At 70.4% G+C, this 23,293-nt stretch carries 17 protein-coding genes; 8 read left to right on the top strand and 9 right to left on the bottom strand.

Going from position 1 to position 23,293, the window contains the following annotated elements; translation table 11 throughout:
• Nucleotides 1–152: 152 nt before the first annotated feature.
• Nucleotides 153–1,235: a LacI family DNA-binding transcriptional regulator gene (locus tag IF22_RS0103325; RefSeq protein ID WP_036410772.1), complete on the top strand. Its 1,083-nt coding sequence runs from the start codon at nucleotides 153–155 to the stop codon at nucleotides 1,233–1,235.
• A 145-nt stretch (nucleotides 1,236–1,380) separates the two neighbouring features.
• The gene (locus tag IF22_RS32810) at nucleotides 1,381–4,848 is read left to right on the top strand and encodes an alpha-glucuronidase family glycosyl hydrolase (RefSeq protein ID WP_156057261.1); all 3,468 of its coding nucleotides are present in this window, start codon (nucleotides 1,381–1,383) and stop codon (nucleotides 4,846–4,848) included.
• Nucleotides 4,849–4,994: 146 nt separating this feature from the next.
• On the opposite strand, the gene IF22_RS0103335 is transcribed toward IF22_RS32810, so the two are convergent.
• Nucleotides 4,995–7,994, bottom strand: a complete 3,000-nt coding sequence (locus IF22_RS0103335; RefSeq protein ID WP_030328251.1) for a glycoside hydrolase family 95 protein — start codon at nucleotides 7,992–7,994, stop codon at nucleotides 4,995–4,997.
• A gap of 449 nt (nucleotides 7,995–8,443) precedes the next feature.
• On the opposite strand from IF22_RS0103335, the gene IF22_RS0103340 reads away from it, so the two are divergent.
• The 3 genes from IF22_RS0103340 (at nucleotide 8,444) to IF22_RS0103350 (ending at nucleotide 10,877) form a co-directional block, all read left to right on the top strand.
• Nucleotides 8,444–9,457, top strand: coding sequence for a hypothetical protein (locus IF22_RS0103340; protein ID WP_209444472.1), 1,014 nt, complete (start codon nucleotides 8,444–8,446; stop codon nucleotides 9,455–9,457).
• A 9-nt stretch (nucleotides 9,458–9,466) separates the two neighbouring features.
• Nucleotides 9,467–10,342: an alpha/beta fold hydrolase gene (locus IF22_RS0103345; RefSeq protein ID WP_209444473.1), complete on the top strand. Its 876-nt coding sequence runs from the start codon at nucleotides 9,467–9,469 to the stop codon at nucleotides 10,340–10,342.
• 136 nt (nucleotides 10,343–10,478) lie between these two features.
• Nucleotides 10,479–10,877, top strand: a complete 399-nt coding sequence (locus IF22_RS0103350) for a hypothetical protein (protein WP_036410719.1) — start codon at nucleotides 10,479–10,481, stop codon at nucleotides 10,875–10,877.
• A gap of 11 nt (nucleotides 10,878–10,888) precedes the next feature.
• Here IF22_RS0103350 and IF22_RS0103355 read toward each other — a convergent pair whose 3' ends face one another.
• The 4 genes from IF22_RS0103355 to IF22_RS0103370 all read right to left on the bottom strand — a co-directional run bounded on the left by IF22_RS0103355 (nucleotide 10,889) and on the right by IF22_RS0103370 (nucleotide 14,476).
• Nucleotides 10,889–11,272 carry a hypothetical protein gene (locus IF22_RS0103355; RefSeq protein WP_245233524.1) on the bottom strand — a complete coding sequence of 128 codons (384 nt, stop codon included), beginning with the start codon at nucleotides 11,270–11,272 and terminating at the stop codon, nucleotides 10,889–10,891.
• Between the two features lie 135 nt (nucleotides 11,273–11,407).
• Nucleotides 11,408–12,577: a hypothetical protein gene (locus IF22_RS0103360; RefSeq protein ID WP_030328259.1), complete on the bottom strand. Its 1,170-nt coding sequence runs from the start codon at nucleotides 12,575–12,577 to the stop codon at nucleotides 11,408–11,410.
• Nucleotides 12,574–13,089 carry a SigE family RNA polymerase sigma factor gene (locus IF22_RS0103365; RefSeq protein ID WP_030328261.1) on the bottom strand — a complete coding sequence of 172 codons (516 nt, stop codon included), beginning with the start codon at nucleotides 13,087–13,089 and terminating at the stop codon, nucleotides 12,574–12,576. The genes IF22_RS0103360 and IF22_RS0103365 overlap by 4 nt, the downstream gene beginning before the upstream one ends.
• A gap of 208 nt (nucleotides 13,090–13,297) precedes the next feature.
• Nucleotides 13,298–14,476, bottom strand: coding sequence for a MalY/PatB family protein (locus tag IF22_RS0103370; protein ID WP_051708141.1), 1,179 nt, complete (start codon nucleotides 14,474–14,476; stop codon nucleotides 13,298–13,300).
• A 286-nt stretch (nucleotides 14,477–14,762) separates the two neighbouring features.
• Between IF22_RS0103370 and IF22_RS0103375 the strand changes: the two genes are divergently transcribed.
• From IF22_RS0103375 to IF22_RS0103385, 3 genes are all read left to right on the top strand, one after another.
• Entirely contained in the window at nucleotides 14,763–15,809 is a 1,047-nt protein-coding gene (locus IF22_RS0103375; protein ID WP_030328265.1) for an SMP-30/gluconolactonase/LRE family protein, read from the top strand.
• Between the two features lie 145 nt (nucleotides 15,810–15,954).
• Entirely contained in the window at nucleotides 15,955–16,665 is a 711-nt protein-coding gene (locus IF22_RS0103380) for a haloacid dehalogenase-like hydrolase (RefSeq protein WP_167337267.1), read from the top strand.
• Nucleotides 16,662–17,591 carry an oxygenase MpaB family protein gene (locus tag IF22_RS0103385; RefSeq protein WP_245233505.1) on the top strand — a complete coding sequence of 310 codons (930 nt, stop codon included), beginning with the start codon at nucleotides 16,662–16,664 and terminating at the stop codon, nucleotides 17,589–17,591. The genes IF22_RS0103380 and IF22_RS0103385 overlap by 4 nt, the downstream gene beginning before the upstream one ends.
• A gap of 45 nt (nucleotides 17,592–17,636) precedes the next feature.
• Here the strand turns inward: IF22_RS0103385 and IF22_RS0103390 are convergent, their stop codons facing one another.
• The 4 genes from IF22_RS0103390 to IF22_RS0103405 are packed head-to-tail and all read right to left on the bottom strand — an operon-like array spanning nucleotide 17,637 to nucleotide 23,040.
• Nucleotides 17,637–19,961: a beta-xylosidase/alpha-l-arabinosidase gene (locus IF22_RS0103390; RefSeq protein ID WP_030328271.1), complete on the bottom strand. Its 2,325-nt coding sequence runs from the start codon at nucleotides 19,959–19,961 to the stop codon at nucleotides 17,637–17,639.
• A 36-nt stretch (nucleotides 19,962–19,997) separates the two neighbouring features.
• Entirely contained in the window at nucleotides 19,998–20,864 is an 867-nt protein-coding gene (locus tag IF22_RS0103395; RefSeq protein WP_036410721.1) for a carbohydrate ABC transporter permease, read from the bottom strand.
• Nucleotides 20,861–21,859, bottom strand: coding sequence for a carbohydrate ABC transporter permease (locus tag IF22_RS0103400; RefSeq protein ID WP_030328275.1), 999 nt, complete (start codon nucleotides 21,857–21,859; stop codon nucleotides 20,861–20,863). The genes IF22_RS0103395 and IF22_RS0103400 overlap by 4 nt, the downstream gene beginning before the upstream one ends.
• A complete protein-coding gene (locus IF22_RS0103405; RefSeq protein WP_245233506.1) occupies nucleotides 21,856–23,040 on the bottom strand; it encodes an extracellular solute-binding protein in 1,185 nt (394 codons plus the stop codon). Before IF22_RS0103405 ends, IF22_RS0103400 begins: the two co-directional genes overlap by 4 nt.
• Nucleotides 23,041–23,293: the final 253 nt, after the last annotated feature.

The following is a 23,293-nucleotide window of genomic DNA, read 5'->3' on the forward strand; positions in this document are numbered from 1 at the left end:
GATTGATTCAGCCGGCGCGCCACGGCGGCAACGGGTTGCCATGTATTGCCTCGTGCGAATGCGATCGGGCGGCCGGATTGTTGCGGGGGCATTGCCGAGTATTCACGGCCGCCATACCATGATCACTGCGCGTAGCCGGGAGGAGCATGCAGATGCCCGACCACACCAGGCCGCCGGAAAAGAGAGTCACGATCTACGACGTCGCTGCCGAGGCGGACGTCTCACCCTCGACGGTGTCCCGCGCGTTCTCGCGACCGAGTCGCGTCAACTCCGAGACCGCCGATCGGATCCGACGGGTCGCCGAGCGGTTGGGCTACCGGACCAACCCCCTCGCCCGCGCCCTCACCACGTCCCGCACGCGGATGATCGCGCTGGTCATCGCCGACATCACCAACCCGGTGTACGCGGAGATCGTGCGCGGCGCGCAGGAGGCGGCGACCGACGGCGAGTACACCACAGTGCTGATCGACGCCCAGGAGTCCGACCGGTTGGAACGGGCGGCTGTCGAACGCACCATGTCGACTGTCGACGGCATCGTGCTGGCCAGCAGCCGGATGTCCGACTCGGCCATCCGGATGGTCGCCAAACAGCGGCCGGTGGTGGTCCTCAACCGCGCTCTCGCCGACGTGCCGTGCGTCGTCACCGACGACCCCCGTGGGGTGCGGCGGGCCGCCGAGCACCTCGGCGAGCTGGGGCACGATCACATCACCTACGTCGCGGGGCCGCAGGCGTCCTGGCCCAACGGCATCCGCTGGCGTTCGCTGCTCGAGGCGGGCATGGAGCTGGAGATCAAGGTCCGTCAGATCGGGCCGTTCAGCCCCACCATGGCCGGCGGTGAGCGGGCCGCGCGGGAGCTGTGCGCCCGCCCGGCGACGGCGGTCCTCGCCTTCAACGACCAGATGGCCATCGGGATCATCCGTGGCCTCAGCCGGATGGGCGTCAACGTTCCGGGTGACGTCAGCGTCGTGGGTTTCGACAACATCCTCGCCGCCGACATCGTCACGCCCGGGCTCACCACCGTCGCGGCGCCGCTCTACGCGGAGGGCTCGGCCGCGACCCGGCACCTGCTCACGATGATCGCGGGGGCACCCGGGCATACCGGCCGGCCGATGGTCCTGCCGGTACGCCTCGTGGTCCGCGACTCGACGGCCACGCGTAACCCGGGCCCGGGTCGCGCCCGCCGGCAGTGGGCGCGGAACCGGTCCGCACCGGACCCGGCGGCCCACCGGCCGTGAGGCCGCCCGGCCCACGACAAGAAACGACAACTCGTTGCCGAGGCGCGGCGGCGGCGACCAGGATCGACGCGCATCCATCCGTCAACGTCGGGCGCTCGCGGGACGGGCGCGACGGCGCCCCCAGCGGACGAACGAGGAGATGGCGATGATCCGAGGCTCGACGCCCAGGTTACGACGGACCTTCATCGTGCTGGGCACGGTGCTCGCCACCGTCGCGGCCACCCTCACTGTCACCTCGACACCGGTCGCCGCGACACCGGTCACCGCGGTCGCGTCGCCCGACGACTACAACGGCTCTGACCTGTGGCTGCGGTACGTGCCGGTCGACGACGCGAAGTTGCTGCGCGACTACCGCCGCGCGGCCACGGCGATCGTGGTCGAGAACGCCGACGCCACGAAGGTGCACCGGCACACCACGGACCTGGCCATGGCACCCGGTTCCGCCGAGAAGCTCGTCGAGACCACGCTGGGCGCCGCCCGGGACGAGCTGGTACGCGGCCTGAACGGGCTGCTCGTCCAGTCGACACCGACGCTGCCGGCCGACGGCGTCTCGGACGGCGCGGTGGTGGTGGGCACACCGGCGAGCTCACCGCTGGTGGGCCGCACCATCGCGACCCGCGACCTGGCCACTGTGGGCGACGAGGGCTACCTCGTCCGCACGGTGTCGAAGGGCGGGGCACGGTTCACCGTCATCGCCGGCAACACCGACCTCGGCGCGCTGTACGGCACCTTCGCCTTCCTCCGGCTCCTTCAGACCCGGAAACCGATCGACCATCTCCGGGTCGCGGAGTCACCGAAGATCAAGCACCGGTTGCTGAACAACTGGGAGACCGAGCGTCTCTACGCGGGCAACAACGCCTCCGGGCTGGGCGGGCTGAACGGGGAGAGCGGGGCGATCTTCAACTTCGCGGCGACCGGTGCCAGCGCCGGCCGGAACCTGCCCGTCATCCTCGACCGCTACCTCGTCATGGCGCGCGCGCTGGCGTCACTGGGCATCAACGGCATCACCATCAACAACGTCAACGCCGACAACGCGTACCTGACGAGCGCGCGCATCGCGCAGGAGGCGGCCCTCGCCGACGCGCTGCGGCCGTACGGCATCAGGCTGGGCCTGTCGATCCGGTACACAGCGCCCACCGACAGCAGGTTCGCGCCGGACACGCTGACCAACAGCCAGCTCGACCCGTACGGCGCGGATTTCCGGGGCTGGTGGCACCGCCGGGCCCAGCAGATCCAGGCCGCGATCCCGGACTTCATGGGACTCACCGTCAAGGCCAACTCCGAGGGCCAGCCGGGGCCACAGGACTTCGGGTACGACCACGGTGACGGCGCCAACGCCATCGCCGCCGCGGTGGCGCCGCTCGGGATGACTGTGCACTGGCGAACGTTCGTCTACAACGCCGACGTCGACAACGACCGGCTCAAGCGGGCCTACCTGGAGTTCGGGCCGATCGACGACGAGGTCCAGCCGGACGGCAGCCGGGGACGCTTCGCCGACAACGTGTTCCTGCAGACCAAGAACGGGCCACTGGACTTCCAGGCCCGCGAGCCCATCCACCCGATGTTCGGCCGGATGGAGAACACCAACCAGGCCCTGGAACTCCAGATCACGCAGGAGTACACCGGCCAGAACTGGATGCTGGCCTACCTCGGTCCGATGTACGAGGAGATCCTCAAGACCGACACGTACGCGACCGACGCGAACGGGAAGCTGCTCAAGGAGCGGCTGGTCGGCGACATCGTCGACGGGACCGCGCAGCACCACTCGGACACCGCCATCGTGGGTGTCGCGAACCTCGGCAACGCCGACAACCTGACCGGGCACCACTTCGCCCAGGCGAACCTCTTCGCCTTCGGACGTCAGGCGTGGGACTGGACCCTCGACTCGGCGGACATCGCGACCGACTGGACGCGGATGACCTGGAGCAACGACCGGCGTGTCGTCGACACCATCCGGAAGATGATGATGGGCTCGTGGGAGTCGCTGGTCAGCTACCAGACGCCGCTGGGCATCGGTCACCAGTTCGCCGAGGGCGCCCACTACCGTCCCGACCCCGCCGACTGGGCGGGCCGCGACGATTGGAGCCCGGTCTACTACAACAAGGCCGACAGCGTCGGTCTGGGCTTCGACCGCTCCCCCACCGGCAGCAACCTGGCCGCCCAGTACTTCCCCCGCTTGGAGCAGCGCTACGGCACCATCGACTCGATCCCGGAGAACCTGCTGATGTGGTTCCACCACGTGCCGTGGGGCCATCGGATGGACAGCGGGCGGACGTTCTGGGAAGAGCTGGTCTACCGCTACCAGATGGGCGTGCAGTACGTGACCTGGATGCGGGAGACCTGGGACGCGCTCCAGCCCGACATCGACGCGCGCCGGTTCGCCGAGGTGCGTGCCAAGCTGGCGGTCCACGAGGCGGACGCCGCCGACTGGCGGGACACCTCGGTGAACTACTGGAAGGAGTTCAGCGGGCGGGACATCCCGGTCGACGACGCGCCACTGTCGGCGACGATCGTCGTGAACGGGAAGACGTTCGGCGGCTTCAACCTCTCGGACGCCTCGTACACCATCCCGCTGCCGGCCGGGGCGTCGCCGACCATCACGAAGGTGCGGACCGCCGACCGCAAGGCCCGTTACGAGATCATCTCCCAGGCGGCCGGCGTACCCGGGCAGGCGGTCGTCAAGGTCACGACCGAGAGTTTCTTCGGGCCTCTCGTAAAGAACTACGTCTTCAACCTGGTGCCCGACACCACGCTGACGGCGCTGCGCGTCGACGGCAGGCGCCTGACGTCCTTCGCGCCGACGGTGCTGCGCTACAACGCCCTCACGCCGGCCGGCGCCACGACAGTGCCGACGGTCACCGCCAGCGCCGCCGACCCCGCCGCCTCGGTCGCGGTGGAGCAGGCGGCCAACGCCACCGGGCAGGCCCGGGTCACCGTCACGAACGGCGCGGCGTCGTCGGTCTACACGGTGGACCTGAACACCACCCTCACCGGCAGCGACGAGTTCGAGTCGACCCCGCTCGGCCCGCAGTGGCAGTGGGTCCGGCCGGACGAGAGCAGGCAACGACTGGCCGACGGGTCCCTGGTCGTCACCGCCCAGCAGGGCGACCTCCAGGGCAACGTCAACACCGCGAGGAACCTGGCCCTGCAGGACGTCGACGGCGACTGGACGGCCGAGTCCCGGGTGGTCTTCTCCCGTCCCCTCGCCGGCAACAACGAGCAGGGCGGTGTTCTCGGGTACGCGGACGACAACAACTACGTGAAGCTCGCCTGGGAGATGGGCAACGCGACTGCGGCCATCAACAAGACCCGGATCGTCTTCCTGCGTGAACAGAACGGCACGGCGTCGACGCTGGAGATCACCGGTGCGGACGCCCAGCGCATCGTCGGGGCCGACGGGGCCATCTGGCTGCGCCTGACCAAGGTCGGGGACCGCTACCGCGCCTACTACTCCAGCGACGGGAGCGTCTACCGCTACATCGGCTCGCAGACGCTGAACGTCGAGCCGACGAAGGCCGGGCTGCTGGCCTTCAACCGGGCCGGCACCTCCACCGACCTCGACGTCGCCTTCGACTACTTCCGCATCGAGAGCCACGGGGAACGCGTCCGCTGACCGTGCGCTCCGGCTGGCCCGGCATGTCGATGTGCTGATGAGCGGCATACCGCATCCACCCCGACAGCGCCCCCGAAATCCGTGACCGGGCCCGTCCCAGCTGGGACGGGCCCGGTCACGCTCCCCCGAGGCTGCGGCCCCTGCCGTCAGCCTCCGATCGCGATGGCGAAGATGTGCATGGTCGGCACGTTCGTCGCCGGTCGGGCGCTGATGTTGGGCAACACGACCGAGGCCACCGCCTTGTTCTGCAACCCGACACCGACGTAGTAGATGCACGCGGCGGTGTTCTGGCGGACGTTGTTGGGCCGGTTCTGGTACGCGGACACGATGGCCGCCGTTCCCCCGGAGTGCGGCCCGCCGTACCAGTCGGGCGAGCTGAGCGTGAACGTCTGGCGGGTGCCGTCGGCGTAGACCACGGTGCCGGTGCCGGACACCGCGCCGTAGGTGCCGGTGAGGAGGAAGCCCAGCGTGCTGCCGGTGCCGCTGATGCCGATGGTCTGGCCCGAGGCGATGGCGTTGTCGGAGGCCCCGGAACTGACGTTGGGCCAGCGGAAGGTGACCCCGTTGCGGCTGATCGTGCCTCCCGGGCTGGCACCGGCCTGCGCCAGCGCCTGCGCGGAGAGCGACGCCCCGCCGCCGTCGAAGTTGCCGACGTTGGTGTTGCTGTCGCTGGTGATGCCGACGTTGCTGAAGCTCTGCTCCAACGTCGGTGTGGTGGCCCCGGAGCTGGTGACCCGGTAGGTGCGCCCGGCCTGCACGGTGACCTCGATCAGGTCGGACTCGATCCGGGTGGTGCGGGCCGCCGTACCGTCGGCGGTGTCGACGACAGTGACGGTGCCGGTCAGGATCCGGGAGCGCAGGCGGACGGTGCCGGCCCGGTCCGGTCGGACGAGGATCTCGGTGGCCTGACCGCTCGCCCAGGTGATGCCGACCGTGTGCCCGCCCCGACCGCGCAGGCCGGTCACCCGCCCGCTCGGCCAGGCCGGCGGCAGCGCGGGCAGGATGTGCAGCTCGCCGATGTGGCTCTGCAGCAGCATCTCGGCGATGCCCGCGGTGGCCCCGAAGTTGCCGTCGATCTGGAAGGGCGGGTGCAGGTCGAACATGTTGGGCGCGAGTCGCGCGGTGGTGGCGAGGTAGCGGATCAGGTCGTGGGCCCGCTTGCCCTCCTCCATCCGAGCCCAGAAGTTGATTTTCCAGGCCAGCGACCAGCCCGTGCCGTCGTCGCCGCGCAGGGCGAGGGTCCGCCGGGCCGCCTCGAACAGCTGCGGGGTGCCGCGCTTGGTGATCTGGTTGCTCGGGGCCAGCCCGTACAGGTGCGAGATGTGCCGGTGGTTGGGCTCGGTCTCCACCCAGTCGTAGAGCCACTCCATGATGTTGCCCCGCGACCCGACCTTCATCGGCGGGAGCCGGTCCCGGGTGGCACGAACCTGGGCGCGGAACGTGCTGTCCACGTTGAGGATCTCGCTCGCCCGGGCGCAGGCGTCGAACAGGTCCCGCAGGATCTGGTTGTCCATGGTGGGGCCGGCGCAGACGCTGGCGTTCGAGTGGTGGCTCAGCTCCGGCGAGTTCGACGGGTTGGTCACCAGGTAGCCGAGGGTCGGCTCGGTGACCAGGGTGTTGAGGAAGAACTGTGCCGCGCCCTTCATGGCCGGGTAGTTCGTCCGCAGGAACTCGATGTCGCCGTTGAACAGGTAGTGGTCCCAGATCAACGTGGACAGCCAGGCCCCACCGGTCTGCCACATGCCCCAGAACGCGCCGTCCACCACGGCGGTGGCCCGCCAGGCGTCGGTGTTGTGGTGGGTGACCCAGCCACTGGCGGCGCCGTACTGCACCTGGGCGGTCCGCGCTCCGGCGACCGCAAGGTCTCTGACCATGTCGAAGACCGGGTTGTGACACTCGGCCAGGTTGGTGGTGTTGGCCGGCCAGTAGTTCATCGGCAGGTTGGCGTTGATCGTGTATTTCGAGTCCCACGCCGGGGCCAGTGAGTCGTTCCAGATGCCCTGGAGGTTCGCCGGCTGGGTGCCGGGCCGCGACGACGAGATCAGCAGGTACCGGCCGTACTGGAACAGCAGCGTGGAGAACTGCGGGTCGTTGACGCTGTTGTGCTGGGCGATCCGGACATCCGTCGTCTGGTCGGCAGCGGACGTGCGACCCAGATCCAGGGTGACCCGGCCGAACAGCGCCTGATAGTCGGCGACGTGCCGGCTGCGCAACTGGTCGTAGCTGCTGGCCCGCGCGGCGGTGAGGCGCTGCCGGGCGATGCCCTGGTAGTCGCCGCCGACATTGCGGTAGTTGACGTAGCTGGAGCCGATGGAGATCAGCAGGACCACGCTGTTGGCGTTGGTCACCCGCAGGGTGCCGCCGGAGCTGGACACGCTGCCGCCGCTGACTGTCGCGTTGGCCAGGGCGAGGAAGCGGACCTGGCCGGTGATGCCCTCCATGTTCCCGGAGATGCCGTCCAGGCCGATCGTGGTGCCGTCCGGGCTGGACACGGTGGTGCGCTGCGGGCTGTCGAAGGTGGCGGTGAAGCTGATCGAGCCGCTGCGGTCGGCGGTCAGTCGCATCGCGATGACCTGATCCGGCGCGCTGGCGAACACCTCCCGCTGGTGACGAACGCCGTTGAGCACGTACGTCGTCGTGACGGTGGCGGTGGTGAGGTCGAGCGTCCGGTCGTACTGGGACGCTCCGCTGGCGGATCCGAAGGCCAGCCGGAGGTTACCGACGGTCTGGTAGGCCAGCTGACCGCCGGGGTTGCCCATCATGGTCTGGTTGATCAGATCCTGGGCCTGGGTCCACTGGTTGGCGTTGACCAGCCGCCGGATCTCCGGCAACGCCGCCGCGCCCCGGGTGTTGCTGGGGTCGTGCGGGCCGCCGGCCCAGACGGTGTCCTCGTTGAGCTGAAGGCGCTCGGTGTCGACGTTGCCGAAGACCATGGCGCCGAGTCGGCCGTTGCCGATCGGCAACGCCCGCAGCCAGTCGGTGCCGGCCCCCTCGTCGTACCAGAGTGCGAGGTCACCGGCGGCCAGCACCTGGGGCGGCGCCACCGAGTCCGCGCGTGCCACGGCGGTCCAGGGCACCGGCAGGAGAGCGCCACCCGCGCCGGCCGCGCCGATCTTGAGGGCTTGCCGTCGGGTCAGGTCTGACATCGATCCTCCAAACGGTGACCAGTCCGGCCACCCCGAAGCGGGACAACTGTGGGACTCGACATGGGGATCCGCTTGGTGGGGCCAACCGGGACCCTGCCTGAGCAGGCCGACGCCCGGCAGTGACGCGCCAGACATCTGATGTGTTTCGGGAAGGTTACTCCGGGGCCACAGAATAGGCAACGGTCGATCAATGGGTGGACACTGCTCCCCTGTGCCCGGTCAGCAAGATGCACGGGAGGGTGAGCAGCGAGGGAGCGAGGCGGTAGCGCCGGGCGATGGGCCACGATGCCGCCGCCGACGACCCACCCGGAAGGACATACATCAGATGTACGGCGATCCGGCTGCGCCCCCCGCCAAGCACCGGCACCGCCCAGCGTTCTCGCCTCCACAATCGGGTTGTTCTCCGCCGGATCACGGGTGACCATGGGCGGCATGGCGGGAGGACGGCGGTGAGATCGCCCCTCCAAGGCGGACTACCGCCGGGCGGCGCGGTGGTGGTCGGGGCCGTCGTGCGGATCGCCTGCGACGAGTCGGGATTCTCGGGTACGAACCTGCTGCACTCGACCGCCCCGGTGATCACGCACGCGAGCGTCGACCTGGCCGCCGACGAGGCGGTCGCGATCATCACCGCCCTACGGTCCGGGTTCCGGTTCGCGCCGCACGAGCTCAAGTCCGGCCGGTTCCTGCGCGGCTCCGGCGCGCAGGAGGCACTGGAGTGGTTCCTGGCGACGCTGGCCGGCCGCGCGCACGTCCACCTCATCGACAAGGAGTTCTTCCTCGTCACCCGGATCGTGGACTTCCTGCTGACCGAGCCGTCGTACGCGGCCGGCACCCGCCTGGCTCGCGAGCACCATCCGGCCGCTCTCGCCCTGTACGCGGCCGGGCGCTCGACCGGAAGCGACTGGACTGCCTTCCTGTCGGCGTTCGTCGATCTGGTCCGGATGAAGCGGCGGCTTCCGGTCGACCAGACGGTGCGGCGGTTCTTCCAGGCCCGGGACGCGCTGCGGCGACACGGCCTCGGCACGGTGGCCGACGCCGTCCTCGGCGGGCTCCGCCCGAACCAGGTGCGGGCCGTGGTGGCCAGACTCGACGCCGACGACCGCACGGTCCCTCCCCCGCTGGAACCGCTGCTGCCGGCGCTGGCCGAAACGGTCCTGTCCTGGAGCGGCGGCCAGCGGCAGGTGCTGGTGACCCACGACGAGCAGAGTGCCCTGACGGCCGACCGGCTGACCCGGCTTCAGCGGGTGTTGGCCGCCAACGGCGACGCGTCGGCGGCCGGCGGCAACCGGGCTGCCGCGTTGCCGACCGGGGTGTCACCCCTGGCGGGGCTGGTGATGGTCGACTCCCGCGACGACCCGCGCGTCCAGGTCGCGGACCTCCTCGCGGGAGTGGCCCGGCGGATGCCCGGCATCATCGACGACGCGCTCCGCCAGCCGCCGCCGATTTCCCCTGGCCGGCCGTAGTCTCATCGGATGCAGGACATCCAGACACACACCCTGGACATTCCCGGCGTCGACCTGGTCTACGACGTCCGCGGCCCGCTACCTCCCACCGGCGCCCATCGTGCGCTGCTCCTGATCGGCCAGCCGATGACCGCGGAGGGCTTCACCGCCCTCGCCCCGCACTTCACGGACCGCACGGTCCTCACCTACGACCCGCGTGGCCTGGGCCGCAGCGTCCGCACTGACGGTCGGTCCGACCACACGCCGCAGCAGCAGGCGGCCGACCTGCACGCGCTCGTCGAGGCGCTCGACGTCGGTCCGGTCGACCTCTTCGCCAGCAGCGGCGGCGCGGTGACCGCCCTCGAACTGGTCGCCACCCATCCCGGCGACGTCGCCACCCTGGTGGCGCACGAACCGCCGATCAACGCCGTGCTCCCCGACGCCACGGCCGCCGAGCGCGCCCGGGCCGGCTTCTACGAGGCGTACCAGGCGAAGGGCTCGGGCGCGGGGATGGCCGCGTTCATCGCGATGACCTCCTGGCAGGGCGAGTTCACCGACGCCTACTTCGCCCAGCCCACCCCTGACCCTGCGATGTTCGGCTTGACCGCCGACGACGACGGCAGCCGCGACGATCCGCTGCTGTCGCAGAACTCGTGGGCGATCACCGACTACCGCCCCGACGCGGAGGTGCTCACCGCCGCGCCCACCCGGATCGTGGTCGCGGTCGGCGAAGAGTCGGCCGGGACGTACACCGCCCGCACCGCACTGGGCCTCGCGGCGCTGCTCGGCCAGGAGGCCGTGGTGTTCCCGAGCCACCACGGCGGGTTCCTCGGCGGCGAGTTCGGCTACGCGGGCAAACCCGAGGAGTTCGCCGCGCGGCTGCGGGAGGTGCTGGACGCCGGCTGACACCGCCCAGACCCGGCACGGACGCGCCTGATGTTCTGACCTCGTGCCGGTGGCCGGGGCAGCCGTATGGTGGACGCAGAGACGACGATCCGCCGTCTTCGATGAGACACCACCTGCGGCGGTCGAGGAGAGCATCATGATCGGTGTGGTGAGCGTCGGGGCCGTCGTGGGCGTCCTGCTCGTCGGTCTCGTGGTCCTGCTCCGCAGGCCGGCCGACACCCGGTCGGTGCTCCGCTGGTCGGCCCTGGCGATCACCGTGCTGGTGGCCGCCGCGTTGGCTCCGTTCACAGTGGATGACTCGGGCGCCGCGGCCGGTTATCTGCTCGGCGTCCCCGTCGTCGCGGCGGTGCTGCCCGTCCTCGCGCAGCGGTTCGGTCGGCTGACAGTGGCCGCCGACCTGGTGGCCGCGCTCGTCATCACCGGCTGGGGGCTGCTGCTCGGGCTGGGCATCGGTGGCGCGTTCCTCCCAGCGGTGGCGCTTCTGCTCGCCAGCGCCGTGGTCACCAGGGCACCGCGACCGTCCACCATCGCCTGAGCCGGTGAGCCTCAGCCGTCCGGGGTGAACAGTCCCTGGACGCCGACGACGATCGCGATGAGGCCGAAGATCGCGAGCAACAGCCGGACTCCGGTGGCGCCGTCCGACTGCCCGTCGCGCGGCGTCGGCCGACCGGTCAGCCGGCTCCACAGCAGGGCGAGCCCCACCCCGATGCCCACCACCTCGAAGTGGAACACCCGGGGCCCGGAGACCAGGTGGACGATGAGGTAGTAGCCGCCGGTCACCAACGCCACGACGCCGACCACCCACGCGATCGGGGCGGCCCGACCGGCGAGGCGGCCCAGGTCGTCGCCGACCCGCGGCAGCAGCCGCAGCAGCGCCACGGCGAGCAGGAAGCCACCGACGATGTTGGCGAGGTCGAGCAGCAGCGCCATAATCACGAGGAGTCTCCGTCGATCGGGTGATCAGCCGGGTGGGAGCGTACCCACGGGCCCGGTCGGTTGAAACGACCCGGAGGCACGCTCCCCGGCAGTCCCCCACCGCGACGGTGAACGGGGCCGCTCAAACCGTCAACGTCCGCAGCGCCACACCAGCGGCCGGTACGCCTGGTTCTCGTAGACGGCCCCGACCACCGTCAGACCGTCGTCGCTGATCCCCTCCGCCGTGTACGTGCCCGGCTCGGTCGCGCGGACCTCGGGTCGGCCCGGCAGCCGGCGGGAGGTGCCGTCCGGGGCGACGATCAGCGGCGCGCCGTCGCCGATGAGCACCTCACCCTCGGCGGAGATGCCGCTCGCCCCGGGGAAGGGCAACAGGCTCACCGCCGCGGTGGTGAGGTTCCACCGCACCGGCAGCATCTGCACGGCGCCGCCGTTGCTGCCGCCCGGAACCATCCCGATCGCCCACTCACCCCGCGCCGATTCGACCGACGCCCGGGGGTAGCCCTCGGGCACCGCCAGCGCCGCACCGACACCCTGCGGCGTCCACCGGTAGGGCTGCTGGTCCAGCTCGCCGACGATCGTGCCGTCGTCGGTGATCCCGGTCGCGGTCGACCCCCGCTGGCCGATCAGCCGGTACGTCTGGGGCTGCGCCGTCGACCACCGCACAGCCTGGTGCGAGTCGTCCGACCTGCGGGCCGTCCCGACGATGTCACCCCGGGCGTTGACCGCGTGCACGAGCACCGCGTCAAAGCCGGGCGGGGTGGCCAGGGGACGCAGCTTCCCGTCCCGGTACACCCAGCCGGTGCCGTCGCCGTCGGTGCCCACCACATGGCCGCTGGCGTTGACCGCTGCCGCGTGCCGTGCGGTCTTCGGCAGGACGACCGGCCTGCCGTCGGTCCACAGCACAACCCGCCCGTCCTCCTGCCCGGTGCCGATGTCGCCGACGACGTACCGCCCGGTGGGGTCGACTCCGACGGCCACCGCGACCGGACCGTCGATCGGCTGCGACAACCACGACGCCTGGCAGGTGACTGGCGGGCGGGGGGCGGCCGACCCGGTAGCGGCTGGCGACACCGCGAGTGCCGGCGTGGTCGGCGCCGGCGAGTTGGCGGTCCCGCCGACCTGAACGGCACCCACGACGCCGACCCCGGCCAGCACCGTCAGGGCGGCGACTCCGGCGACGCGGCGCCGCTGGCGGCGGCGCCGGCCGTCGCGGACGGCCCGGCTCACGTCGACCCGCGGCTCGGGAACCGACACCGACCGCAGCAGCGCCGCGATCCGCTGATCGTCCACGGTGGTCATCTCGGACTCCTCGCTGACATCTCGGCGACGTCGAGCACCTGGCGAACAGCCGCCAGAGCCCGGGCCGTCTGCGCCTTCACGTTGCCTTCGGAGCAGCCCATCGCGGCGGCCGTGTCGGCCAGCGACAGGTCGCACAGGAACCGCAGGACCAGCACTGTGCGCTGGCCGCGCGGCAGACGGGCGAGCGCCGCGAGCAGGCTGTCCCGCTCGGCCAGGTCGTCATGCGGGGTCGCCGGTGAGCGCTCCGGCACCGGCGCAGACCCCAACAACCGGACCTTCGCCCAGCTCAGGCGCTTCTCATCGACGAGCTTGTGCACCAGCATCCGATGGACGTACGCGTCGACGTTGTCGGCCCGGCTGACCCGGCGCCAGTTCACGTAGAGCGACGTGATCGTCTGCTGCACCACGTCGTCAGCCAGATGGGCGTCACCGCACATCAGGAACGCGGTCCGATGCAGGCGCGGCAGTCGCGCGGAGACGTACTCCACGAACTCACCCTCGGCATCCACCATCAAGGCTCCCTCCTCCGCAAGCTCGACGGGGCCGGACGACCATCAGGTTGCGTCCCCCGCGAAGTACGGTCGGAAGGCGGACCACTCGGCCGGGCCGGGGGTGTCCCGGCCCGGCGGAACGCGGATCAGTGGGTCGGCCGGCCAGTGCGGTGGTGAGCCTGCGGGCCCCGCTGGCCCGTAGAGCGACCTACCGACATCCGTGCCGGTCTCAGCCGACGACGCCGGCCATCCGGCGTACCGCCTCGGTGATGAGCTCCGGCGCGGTGGCCAGGTTCAGTCGGACGTGCCCATCACCGCCGGTGCCGAACGCCAACCCGGAGTTGAGCGCCACCCGGGCACTGTCGAGGAACACGGTGGCCGGGTCGTCGCCGAGGCCCAGCGCCCGGCAGTCGAGCCAGGCCAGGTAGGTGCCCTGACCGGGTTGGTAGCGGACGGCCGGCAGGTGCTCGGCGAGCAGGTCGGCAAGCAGCCGACGGTTGTCGTCCAGGCCGGTCAGCAGGGAATCGAGCCATTCGCCGCCGTCGCGGAAGGCTGCGGTGTGGGCGATCACGCCGAGGTGGCTGGTGCTGACGCTGACCCCGAACGGGACGCGAGCGAGGTCCCCGGCCGCGGCCGGGCCGGCGACGAGGAGCCCGCCGCGCAGGCCGGACAGGTTCCATCCCTTGGAGGCGGACATCAGCGACAGGCCGTTCTCCGCGCCGGGCACCGAGAGGTACGGCACGAACCGCGCTCCGCCGGCCACCACCGGCGCGTGGATCTCGTCGGCGACCACCCGCACCCCGTGCCGCTCGGCGAGGTCGGCGACGGCGGTCAGCTCGGCCGCGGTGTGCACGACGCCGGTCGGGTTGTGCGGGCTGCACAGCAGGTACGCCGCCGGCCGTCCACCGGCGCGGGCCCGCCGGAACGCTTCCTCCAGCGTGCCGAGGTCGATCCGCAGGTCCTCGCCGAGCGGCGCCTCCACGATCCGGCGGTCGGCGTGCGCCACGGACTCGTAGAACGGCGGGTAGACCGGGCAGTTGACGACCACCGCGTCCCCCGGTTCGGTGACCAGGCGCAGCGCCTCGACGACGCCGTGCATCACGTCGGGCACCAGTGCGGTGCGCTCCACGACCAGCCCGTCCCAGCCCCACCGCCGCCGCGCGAACTCCGCCAACGCCTGCGGGTACGCCGTGCCGGCGGTGTAGCCGGTGTCGCCGCGCGCGACGGCGTCGGTGATCGCCAGTGCGACCGGCTCGGCCAGGGGCACGTCCATCTCCGCCACCCAGAGCGGCAGCACGTCGTCGGGGTGTTCCCGCCACTTGAGGCTGGTCCGCTGCCGGAGCTGGTCGATCGTGAGCTGACGGAGCGGATTGGCTGCGGTTCGGGCACCACTGAGCAGGCCGGTCATGGCCCAACCCTATTGCGCCACGTCCCGGCCCGGTGTCCCGGACCACCGCCGGACACTCCACTGTGGTCCGCTCGGAACTATTCCACGGGCCCCTTTTCGCATTGACCAGCGCCTTTGTCTACAAACCGGATCCGCTTCGAAATATCTGCCGGCAAAACCGCTGCGGACCACTGCTTCATGATTTAGGCTCCCGAATATTCACGTCGACGGCCCCGTCCTCACGCCGTGCCAGCCCCCGACCTTGCACGCCGGCCATCGCCACCCTCGACGCCGATTGGAGTGTTCGATGACCTGGCGTCCCACCCTTGCCGCGCTGGCTGGCCTGTGCCTCGCGGTCACCACCACCACAGTGCCCGCCGGTGCTGCCGTCCACGCCGCGCAGGCCAGCGCGCACGCCGCACTCGCCGGTCCGCCCGGCGCACCGCCCGGGGCCTGCCCAACCGGCGTCAGTTACGGTCCGCCGCTGCCGGCGAGCACCGTGACGGCTCCGCGGATCCGGGGCGGGTTCACCTTCCTCGAAGGGCCGGTCTGGGTCGCTGACGGTGGCTACCTGCTGATGTCCGACATGACCGCCGGCACCGGGCCGTACAACGTCCAGCCGTCGACGATCCGCCGGTTCACCCCGCCGGCGACCTTCGACACGTTCATCGCCAACGCCGGCAGCAACGGGCTCGCGCTCACCGCCGACGCCCAGGAGCTCGTCGCGGCCACCCACGACCAGCGCAGCGTCTCCGCGTACCGGCTGAGCGACCGGACCCGCAGCACCGTCGCGGCCAACTACCAGGGCCGGGCGTTCAACTCGCCGAACGACGTCGCGGTCCGATCGGACGGCGTCGTCTACTTCACCGACCCGAACTTCCAGCGCGGCAACCGGCCCGACCAGATGAGCGGGCGCACCAGCGTCTTCCGCGTCTCCGGCGGGCAGGTGTCGCTGGTGGACGACACGTTGCGCCAACCCAACGGGATCTCGCTGTCGCCGGACGGGAGCGCACTGTACGTGGGCGCCTACGCCGAGAACAAGATCTACAAGTACGTCGTCCAGCCCGACGGCAGCGTCGGCGCCCGCAGCGTCTTCGTGAACTACATCGGCGGTCCGGACGGCGGCACCATCGACTGCGCCGGCAACGTCTACTGGACCTCGGGTCGGGACTCGCTGGTGCACGTCTACTCCCCGGCCGGCACCCCGCTCGGCACGATCCGGCCCGGTAACACCGGCACGACAAACGTCGCGTTCGGCGGTCCCGACCGGCAGACCCTCTTCATCACGTCGGGCCCGTGGGGCGACTCCGGGCTGTACAGCGTGCGACTCAACATTCCCGGATATCCGTACTGAGCGTCGCTGGCGGGTTCACCGTCGAGTGCCGGGCGGTCGGACACCGCCGCCGACGCCGGCCGCCCGTACACTCGACTGATGGCGAACCGCCGGTGGCACAGTGGTCGGTAGTGCGACAGGGGCGTCGACCGCCGGCACGGTGATCGTGGACTTTGACGGTGTGCTGCTGCGCGGCGACGCATTCGGCCTGTTCCTGCGCCGCACTGCTTTCGCCAGCGCCCGGCTGCCGCTCGCCGTCGCGCTACTGGTCCTCCTCGCGCCCGTCGCCGCCGTTCCCGCGGCGCGTCCGTGGGCGGCGCGGTGGGTGAGCCGGATCGGCTTGTCGGGCCGCAACGCCGACGAGTTGACCGCAGAGCTCGCACGCTTCGGCGCGGACCTCGGCGAAGAGCCGGGGCGGATCATCGGGCCCGGCCTGCGCACTGTCCGGTCCCACCTCGACGCGGGCGACCGGGTCATCGTGGTGACCGCCTGCGAGCACACCCTGGCGCGCGCGGTGCTCGACGTGATCGGCCTCGCCGAGGTCGAGCTCGTGGCCTCGCGCATTCGCGGGCCGAAGCTGATCGTGCACAACCACGGGTCGGCCAAGGTAACGCAGCTCGCCGCCCACGGGGTGACGCCACCGTGGCGGGTGGCCTACAGCGACTCGCTGTCGGATCTCCCCATCCTCAGCGCCGCGCAGCAGCCGGTGCTGGTCAACGCGAACGCCCGGCAGACCGCCCGGGCACGGCGGCTACTCGGCGCCCGGCTGGCCACCGTCACCTGGACGGGTGCTCACCTCCCGGAGGAGGAACCGGCACCGGGAGGGGCCCCGAACCGCCGGTCACCAGGGCCGACCATGGGAGACGCCCACCGATGAGAGGCCGCTACGACAACCTGACTCGTACCCGCGCTCTCGATCCGGAGCGCGACTACCTGGACATCTACCAGACGATGCTGCGCCACGAGTTCCCGTGGGACATGAAGCTCGGGCTCAACCTCGCCTTCAACCGGTCCTTCTCCGTCCCCGCCATCGCCACTGTGCACGCCGCCACCGGTGAGCTGACCGAACGCACCCAGAAGCGGATCGACGACACCGGCCTGCTGATGTACGAGATGGTGCTCAACGGCTTCGAGCAGCCCCGGGGCCGTGACGCGTTGCGGCGCGTCAACCAGATCCACCGCCCGTACGACATCAGCAACGACGACTTCCGCTACGTCCTCGGCTGCCTGGTCGTGATCCCCACACGGTGGTTGCAGGCGTACGGTTGGCGCCCACCCTGCTGCCACGAACGGCACGCCACGTACCTGTTCTACCGGGAACTCGGCCGACGGATGGGCATCACCGACATCCCCGCGTCGTACGACGAGTTCGAGACCTGGTTCGACGCGCACGACGCGGCTCACCTGCAACCCAACGACGACGCGGCGGCCATCGAACGGGCCACCCGCATGCTGATGCTCGCCCGGCTCCCCCGGATGCTCGCGCCGCTGGGAGACGCACTGGTCAGTGCCCTGTACGACGCGCCGCTGCGGCGCGCGACGCGGGTGGACACGCCGGCCTGGCCGGTCCGGGCGGGGTTGCACCTGGCCCTGAAGACGCGCTCACTGTCGCAGCGGTGGTTCGGCGCGCCACGGGCGACGGCCTTGTTCGCCGACGGCATCCGGGCCAGGAGCTACCCCGACGGGTACGAGATCAGCCAGCTCGGCCCGCGGCACGACCGCCGCGACGGCGGGGTCGCCGGCACCGGCGTGACCGAACCGGCCGGGCGAGATCGGCGAAGCCGCGAGCCGGCACCCGAGTGACCGCGGTCCGCCGGCCGACCTGGAGGGACGGCCGGCGGACCGGTCTCAGCGGATGGTGGTGACGGTCCAGCGTGGGGAGGCGTTGGTGACCGGGACGGTGTCACCGACCAGTGTGGTCACCGCCTGGGTGTCGCGCTGCACGCTGGTGCCGACCCAGAGCTCGACCTCGCCGGGCTCCACGACCCGGGTGTACGTGCGGTCGGAGAAGGCCAGACGGGTGGTGGGGACGGTCAGCTCGACAGTGACGGACTGACCCGGCTCCAGGTGGACCCGCTGGTAGCCGAGCAGCTGCGCCAACGGCCTGGTCACCGAGGCGACCACGTCGCGACCGTAGAGCTGGACCACGTCGTCGCCGGCGACAGCGCCGGTGTTCGTCACCCGCACGCTCACCCCGATCGCCCCGTCGGTCGGCACCGTGCCGGACACGGTGAGATCGGTGTGCGCGAACGTCGTGTAGGACAGCCCGTGGCCGAACGGCGCCACGGGTATCGCCGGCAGGCTGGTCACCTCGTTGCCCTGACCGAGGGTGGGGTGCAGGTACGAGTAGGGCTGCGCCCCGGCCGGCCCGGGCATGGTGATCGGCAGCTTGCCCGACGGGTTGACCCGCCCGGAGAGCACTCCCGCGATCGCCCCGGCGCCCTCCTCGCCCGGGAAGAACGCCTGCACCACCGCCGCACAGCGCGTCAGCGCCCAACCGATCGTGTACGGCCGCCCGGTGAGCAGCACCAGGACCACCGGCGTGCCGGTGGCCAGCACCGCCTCGACCAGTTCGCGCTGGACGCCGGGCAGTTCCAGGTCGTCCCGGTCGCACCCTTCGCCGACCGTGCCGCGTCCGAAGAGGCCGGCGTGGTCGCCGACGACCAGGACGGCGACGTCCGCGGCGGACGCCGTGGCGACCGCCTCGTCGAAGCCGGACCGGTCGTCACTGTCCACGTCGCAGCCCCGGGCCCAGGTGACGAGGTCGTCGCCGAACTCGACCCGCACGGCGTCGAGCACTGTCGGCACCTCGATGCCGGTCTCCACGCCGGGATGCTGGACGAGGACGTGGTTGAGGAACGAGTAGCACCCGAAGAGCGCACTCTGCCGATCGGCGTTGGGGCCGATGACGGCCATCCGCCGACCCGCCGGCAGTGGCAGCGCGTCCCGGTTGGCGACCAGCACGATCGATTCCTCGGCGAGCCGGCGGGCGATCGACCGGTGCTCGGGTGAGTCGAGGTCGATAGCCTGCGGCGGCTCGTCGCTGAAGGTCGCGTCGAGCAGGCCCAGGTCCAGCTTCTGGCGCAGCACCCGCAGCACCGCGCGATCGATGATCGCCTCGTCGATCCTGCCGGTCCGTACCGACTCCCGCAGGGTCAGATAGGCGTCGCCGGTCGGCAGCTCGACGTCGAGACCGGCCGTCAACGCCTGCCCGGCCGCCTCCGCGTGGTCGCTCGCCACGTGATGCAGCAGGTTCAGGAACGCGACCCCGTAGTAGTCGGCGACCACGGTGCCGTCGAAGCCCCACTGGTCGCGCAGGATGCCGGTCAGCATCGTCGGGTCGGCGGCGACGGGCACCCCGTCGATGTCGGTGTAGGAGTGCATGACGCTCCGCGCGTCGCCGTCGATGATCGCCATCTCGAACGGCAGCATCAGCACGTCGGCCAGTTCCCGTCGGCCGGCGTGCACCGGGGCGAAGTTGCGCCCGGCGCGCGAGGCGGAGTAGCCGACGAAGTGCTTGAGGGTGGCGTGCACCCCCTGCGACTGCAGGCCGCGCACGTACGACGTGCCGATGGTGCCGACCAGGTACGGGTCTTCAGCGATGCACTCGTCCACCCGACCCCAGCGGGGGTCGCGGATCACGTCGAGCACCGGGGAGAGCCCCTGGTGGACGCCGAGAGTCCGCATCGAGGCGCCGATCGCCGCGGCCATCTCGGTGACCAGTTCGGGGTTGAACGCGGCACCCCAGGCCAGCGGGGTGGGGAAGGTGGCGGCCTTCCACACCGACAGCCCGGTGAGACACTCCTCGTGGACGATTGCCGGGATGCCCAGCCGGGTCCCGGTGACCAGGTCCCGCTGGAACTTCCACAGCCAGGACGCGCGTTGCGCCGGATCCTGGGGACGGGTGCCGTAGGCGCGGGTGAGATGACCGAGCCCGTGCCGGGAGAAGTCCTCAAGCTTGGAGTTGTCGCCGAACTCCCCCTGCAGTGGTGCGACCGCCTCGCCGTCCTCCTTCTCCCAGAAGCCGACGAGCTGGGCGATCTTCTCCTCGATCGTCATCCGGCCGAGGAGGTCGTGGAGGCGATCCCCTCCGTCGCGCCCGCCCTGTCGGCTGTGGTTCGGATCTGCCTGAGCCGGCGCCGGCCCGCCCACCACCTCGTGGACCTCAGTCATGCTGTGCCTCTCTGGTTGTGCTCGTACCGCTGCCGCTCAGCCCTTGACCGCACCTTGCAGGCCACCGACGATCTGCTTCTCCGCGAGCGTGAAGAACAGCAGTGCCGGCAGCATCGCCAGCGAGGTGAAGGCGAGGACGCCTGCCGTGTCGGTGGTGTACTGGCTGGAGAAGTTCTGCACGCCCAGCGGCAGGGTGTGCAGGTCGACGTCGCTGAGGACGAGCAGCGGCAGCAGGAACGAGTTCCAGCTCGCCACGAACGCCAGCACGCCAACGGTGACGAGCGCGGGCCGCGACAGCGGCATCGCGACACGCCAGAGGAAACCGAGCCGACTCGCACCGTCGATGGCGGCGGCGTCCTCCAGCTCTCTCGGGATGGCCGAGAGGAAGGGACGCAGGATCACGATCGTCAGTGGTAGCGAGAAGGCGACCTGCGGAAGGATCACCGCGTAGTAGGAGTTGATCAGGTTCAGGTCCCGCAGCATGAGGTAGAGCGGCAGGATCGCCGCCCCGGCCGGAAACAGCAGACCGAGGGTGAAGAAGGTGTAGAGCCCTTCCCGCCCGCGGAAGCGGTAGCGGGCGAGCACGAACGCGGCGGCCAGGCCGAACACGACCACGGCCAGCGTGGTGCCGAGGGCGATGACTGCACTGTTGAACGCCTGCCGCCAGAAGTTGCTCTGGGTCAGCACCCGGGCGTAGTTGTCCCAGACGAACGGGTCGGGCAGGCCGGCCGGGTCCGCGACGATCTGCGGGGTGGTGCGGAAACCGCCGATGACCACGTAGATGACCGGGGCGATCGACACCGCAGCGATCGCGAGGGCTATCGCGTAGGTGAGCGGCGTGCCCCAGGAAATCTGACGACGCCCGTTGGACTGGGGGAGAACGCTGTTCACGGCCATCGTCACTTCGCCCTTCCGGTGATGGCGCCCTCGATGTCGCGGCGGAGCAGGAACCGCTGGAACAGCAGCGCCGCCACGAAGGAGATGACGAATAGGATTACCGCCACGGCGTTGCCGTAGCCCCACAGCCGGGCGAAGAAGCCGTTGTCGACCATGTAGGTCGCCATGGTGGCCGATGCGCCGAGGGACCGCACCGCGGGCACCGAGGTCACCCAGATCATGTCGAAGATCTGCAGTGAACCGATCATGGACAGGAACATCCAGATCCGGATCGTCGGGCCGAGCAGCGGGATCGTGACGTGCCGTTGGATCTGCCACCAGCTCGCGCCGTCGATGGACGCCGCCTCGGTCAGCTCGTCGGGCACATTGGACAGACCGGCGAGGAGCAGGATGATGGCGAAGCCGACGTACTTCCAGGTGAGGACGGCCAGCAGGGTCCAGATGACCACGTCCAGGTCCGCGAGCCAGGCCTGCACCAGCCCGCCCATGCCCAGGGACCGCAGCAGCGCGTCAACGGTGCCGTCGCCGGTCAGGAGCAGTTTCCACATGATGCCGACGGTGACTTCGGCGAGCACGTACGGCACGAACACCAGCAGGCGGAACACGGCGCGCCCACGGAAGCGACGGTTGAGCAGCAGGGCGACGCCCAGGGCGATCGGGCCCTGGATCAGCAGCGACCCGAACACGATGATGGCGTTGTTGCGCAACGCGTCGAGGAAGATCGGATCCTGGAAGGCGAGGGTGTAGTTCCTCAGGCCGACGAACTCGGTGGGCGGCCCGACCCCGCGCCAGCGGAACAGGCTGTAGTAGACCGCGAAGCCCATCGGCACCAGCACGAACATCACGTAGATGAGGATCGCTGGCGTGGTGAGGCCGATGATCTCGTACCACTTGCGGCGGTTGTCGGCGCGGCGGGCGGACGCGCGCCCAGCCTGGCGGGGGCCCGCCGGCGACGCGGAAGCGCCGCCGGCGGGCATACGGATCTGGTTGGCGGAGGTCACTTGCTTGCGGCCGCCTTCATCGCCGAGACGACCTTCTCAGGCGTCCCGTTGCCGGCGAAGATGGCGACGACCGCGTCGTTCATCGCGGTCCCGACGGTGCTGCCGTAGGCCGTGTCCAACCAGAGCTGGACGTAACTCGATCCGGAGGTGGCCTGCAGGATGGACGTCAGCGCGGGATCCTTCACGGCGCCCTCTGCGCCCTTGGCCACCGGCAGGCCGGTGCCGGTCTCGGCATAGCCCTTCTGCACCTCGGGGCTCACGATGTACTTGAGGAACTCGACGCACTCGGCGGGCGCGTTCTTGGAGCAGGAGAACCCGTCGCCACCACCGAGGGCCGCCTTCGGGTCACCCGGCGAACCGGAGATCGCCGGCACCGGGAACCAGCCGAGGAACGAGGCGAGCTTGGTCTTGTCCGTGGCGACGGTGTCCAGCGTGCCGCGGTTCCAGTCACCCATCAGCTCCATCGCGGCCTTGCCGTTGGCGAGCATGCCGTTGGCGCTGGTCGGGTCGTTCTGGCCCGGCGTGGCGATGAAGTTGGGCTGGAACGGCTTGGTGTCGATGAACGCCTTCAGGTCCTGGCCGGCCTTCACGAAGCACGGATCGTCGAAGGTCTTCTCCGCGGCCGCCTTCTTGAGGGTGTCGACCGAGCAGGCGCGCAGCGCCATGTTGTACCACCAGTGCGCGGCCGGCCACTTGTCACCGGCACCCACGGCGATCGGAACGACGTTGATCGCCTTGAGCTTGGTGACAGCTGCGTTGAGCTCCTCGAACGTGGTCGGCGGAGCCGAGATGCCCGCCTGCGCGAACATGTCCTTGTTGTACCAGATGCCCTCGATGCCCATCCGGAACGGCAGGCCGTACTGCTTGCCCTTCACCTGCCAGATCTCTGCGGCGCTGCCGATGTTGGCGACCTCGGCCTTGACCTGGTCGGTGACCTCCTTGAGGTAGTCGGCCTCCACCTGCTCGGTCATCTCACCGCCGCCCCAGGTCATGAAGATGTCCGGCGGGTCGCTGCTCAGCAGCGCGGCGGGGATCCTGGTGCGCTGCAGCTGGTTGGTCTCGATCGCCTCAATCTCGATCTTGACCGTGGGGTGGAGTGCGGAGAAGTCCTTGGCGACCTTCTCCCAGTAGGTCTTGCCGGGCCCGTCCTGCGAGGCGTTGTGCCACCAGGTCAGGGTCACCGGGTCCTTGTAGAGCTCCCCCTGAGGGGCTGCCTCTTCGCCGCCGCCGCTGCACCCGGCGGCAACGAGAACACCTGTCATCAACAGTGCCAGGACGGCACTTCTACGTCGCTTAGTTGCCATCGATGTCTCCTCGACTACTCAGTCGCGGTACTCGGCCTGCGGCGAAGTTTTACAGTCATGTAACTTGATGTCAATCGGTATCGATAACGTTTTCGAATCGGCGGCGACACCTCGTCGACTGCGGCCCTAT

The sequence above is a fragment of the Micromonospora parva genome, assembly GCF_000718515.1.
Lineage (GTDB): Bacteria > Actinomycetota > Actinomycetes > Mycobacteriales > Micromonosporaceae > Micromonospora > Micromonospora parva.

Excerpts from the sequence above, each read along its gene's own strand:
- IF22_RS0103325 (WP_036410772.1), top strand. The coding sequence starts at position 153 with ATGCCCGACCACACCAGGCCGCCGGAAAAGAGAGTCACGATCTACGAC.
- IF22_RS32810 (WP_156057261.1), top strand. The coding sequence starts at position 1,381 with ATGATCCGAGGCTCGACGCCCAGGTTACGACGGACCTTCATCGTGCTG.
- IF22_RS0103335 (WP_030328251.1), bottom strand. The coding sequence starts at position 7,994 with ATGTCAGACCTGACCCGACGGCAAGCCCTCAAGATCGGCGCGGCCGGC.
- IF22_RS0103345 (WP_209444473.1), top strand. The coding sequence starts at position 9,467 with ATGCAGGACATCCAGACACACACCCTGGACATTCCCGGCGTCGACCTG.
- IF22_RS0103350 (WP_036410719.1), top strand. The coding sequence starts at position 10,479 with ATGATCGGTGTGGTGAGCGTCGGGGCCGTCGTGGGCGTCCTGCTCGTC.
- IF22_RS0103355 (WP_245233524.1), bottom strand. The coding sequence starts at position 11,272 with ATGGCGCTGCTGCTCGACCTCGCCAACATCGTCGGTGGCTTCCTGCTC.
- IF22_RS0103360 (WP_030328259.1), bottom strand. The coding sequence starts at position 12,577 with ATGACCACCGTGGACGATCAGCGGATCGCGGCGCTGCTGCGGTCGGTG.
- IF22_RS0103365 (WP_030328261.1), bottom strand. The coding sequence starts at position 13,089 with ATGGTGGATGCCGAGGGTGAGTTCGTGGAGTACGTCTCCGCGCGACTG.
- IF22_RS0103370 (WP_051708141.1), bottom strand. The coding sequence starts at position 14,476 with ATGACCGGCCTGCTCAGTGGTGCCCGAACCGCAGCCAATCCGCTCCGT.
- IF22_RS0103375 (WP_030328265.1), top strand. The coding sequence starts at position 14,763 with ATGACCTGGCGTCCCACCCTTGCCGCGCTGGCTGGCCTGTGCCTCGCG.
- IF22_RS0103385 (WP_245233505.1), top strand. The coding sequence starts at position 16,662 with ATGAGAGGCCGCTACGACAACCTGACTCGTACCCGCGCTCTCGATCCG.
- IF22_RS0103390 (WP_030328271.1), bottom strand. The coding sequence starts at position 19,961 with ATGACTGAGGTCCACGAGGTGGTGGGCGGGCCGGCGCCGGCTCAGGCA.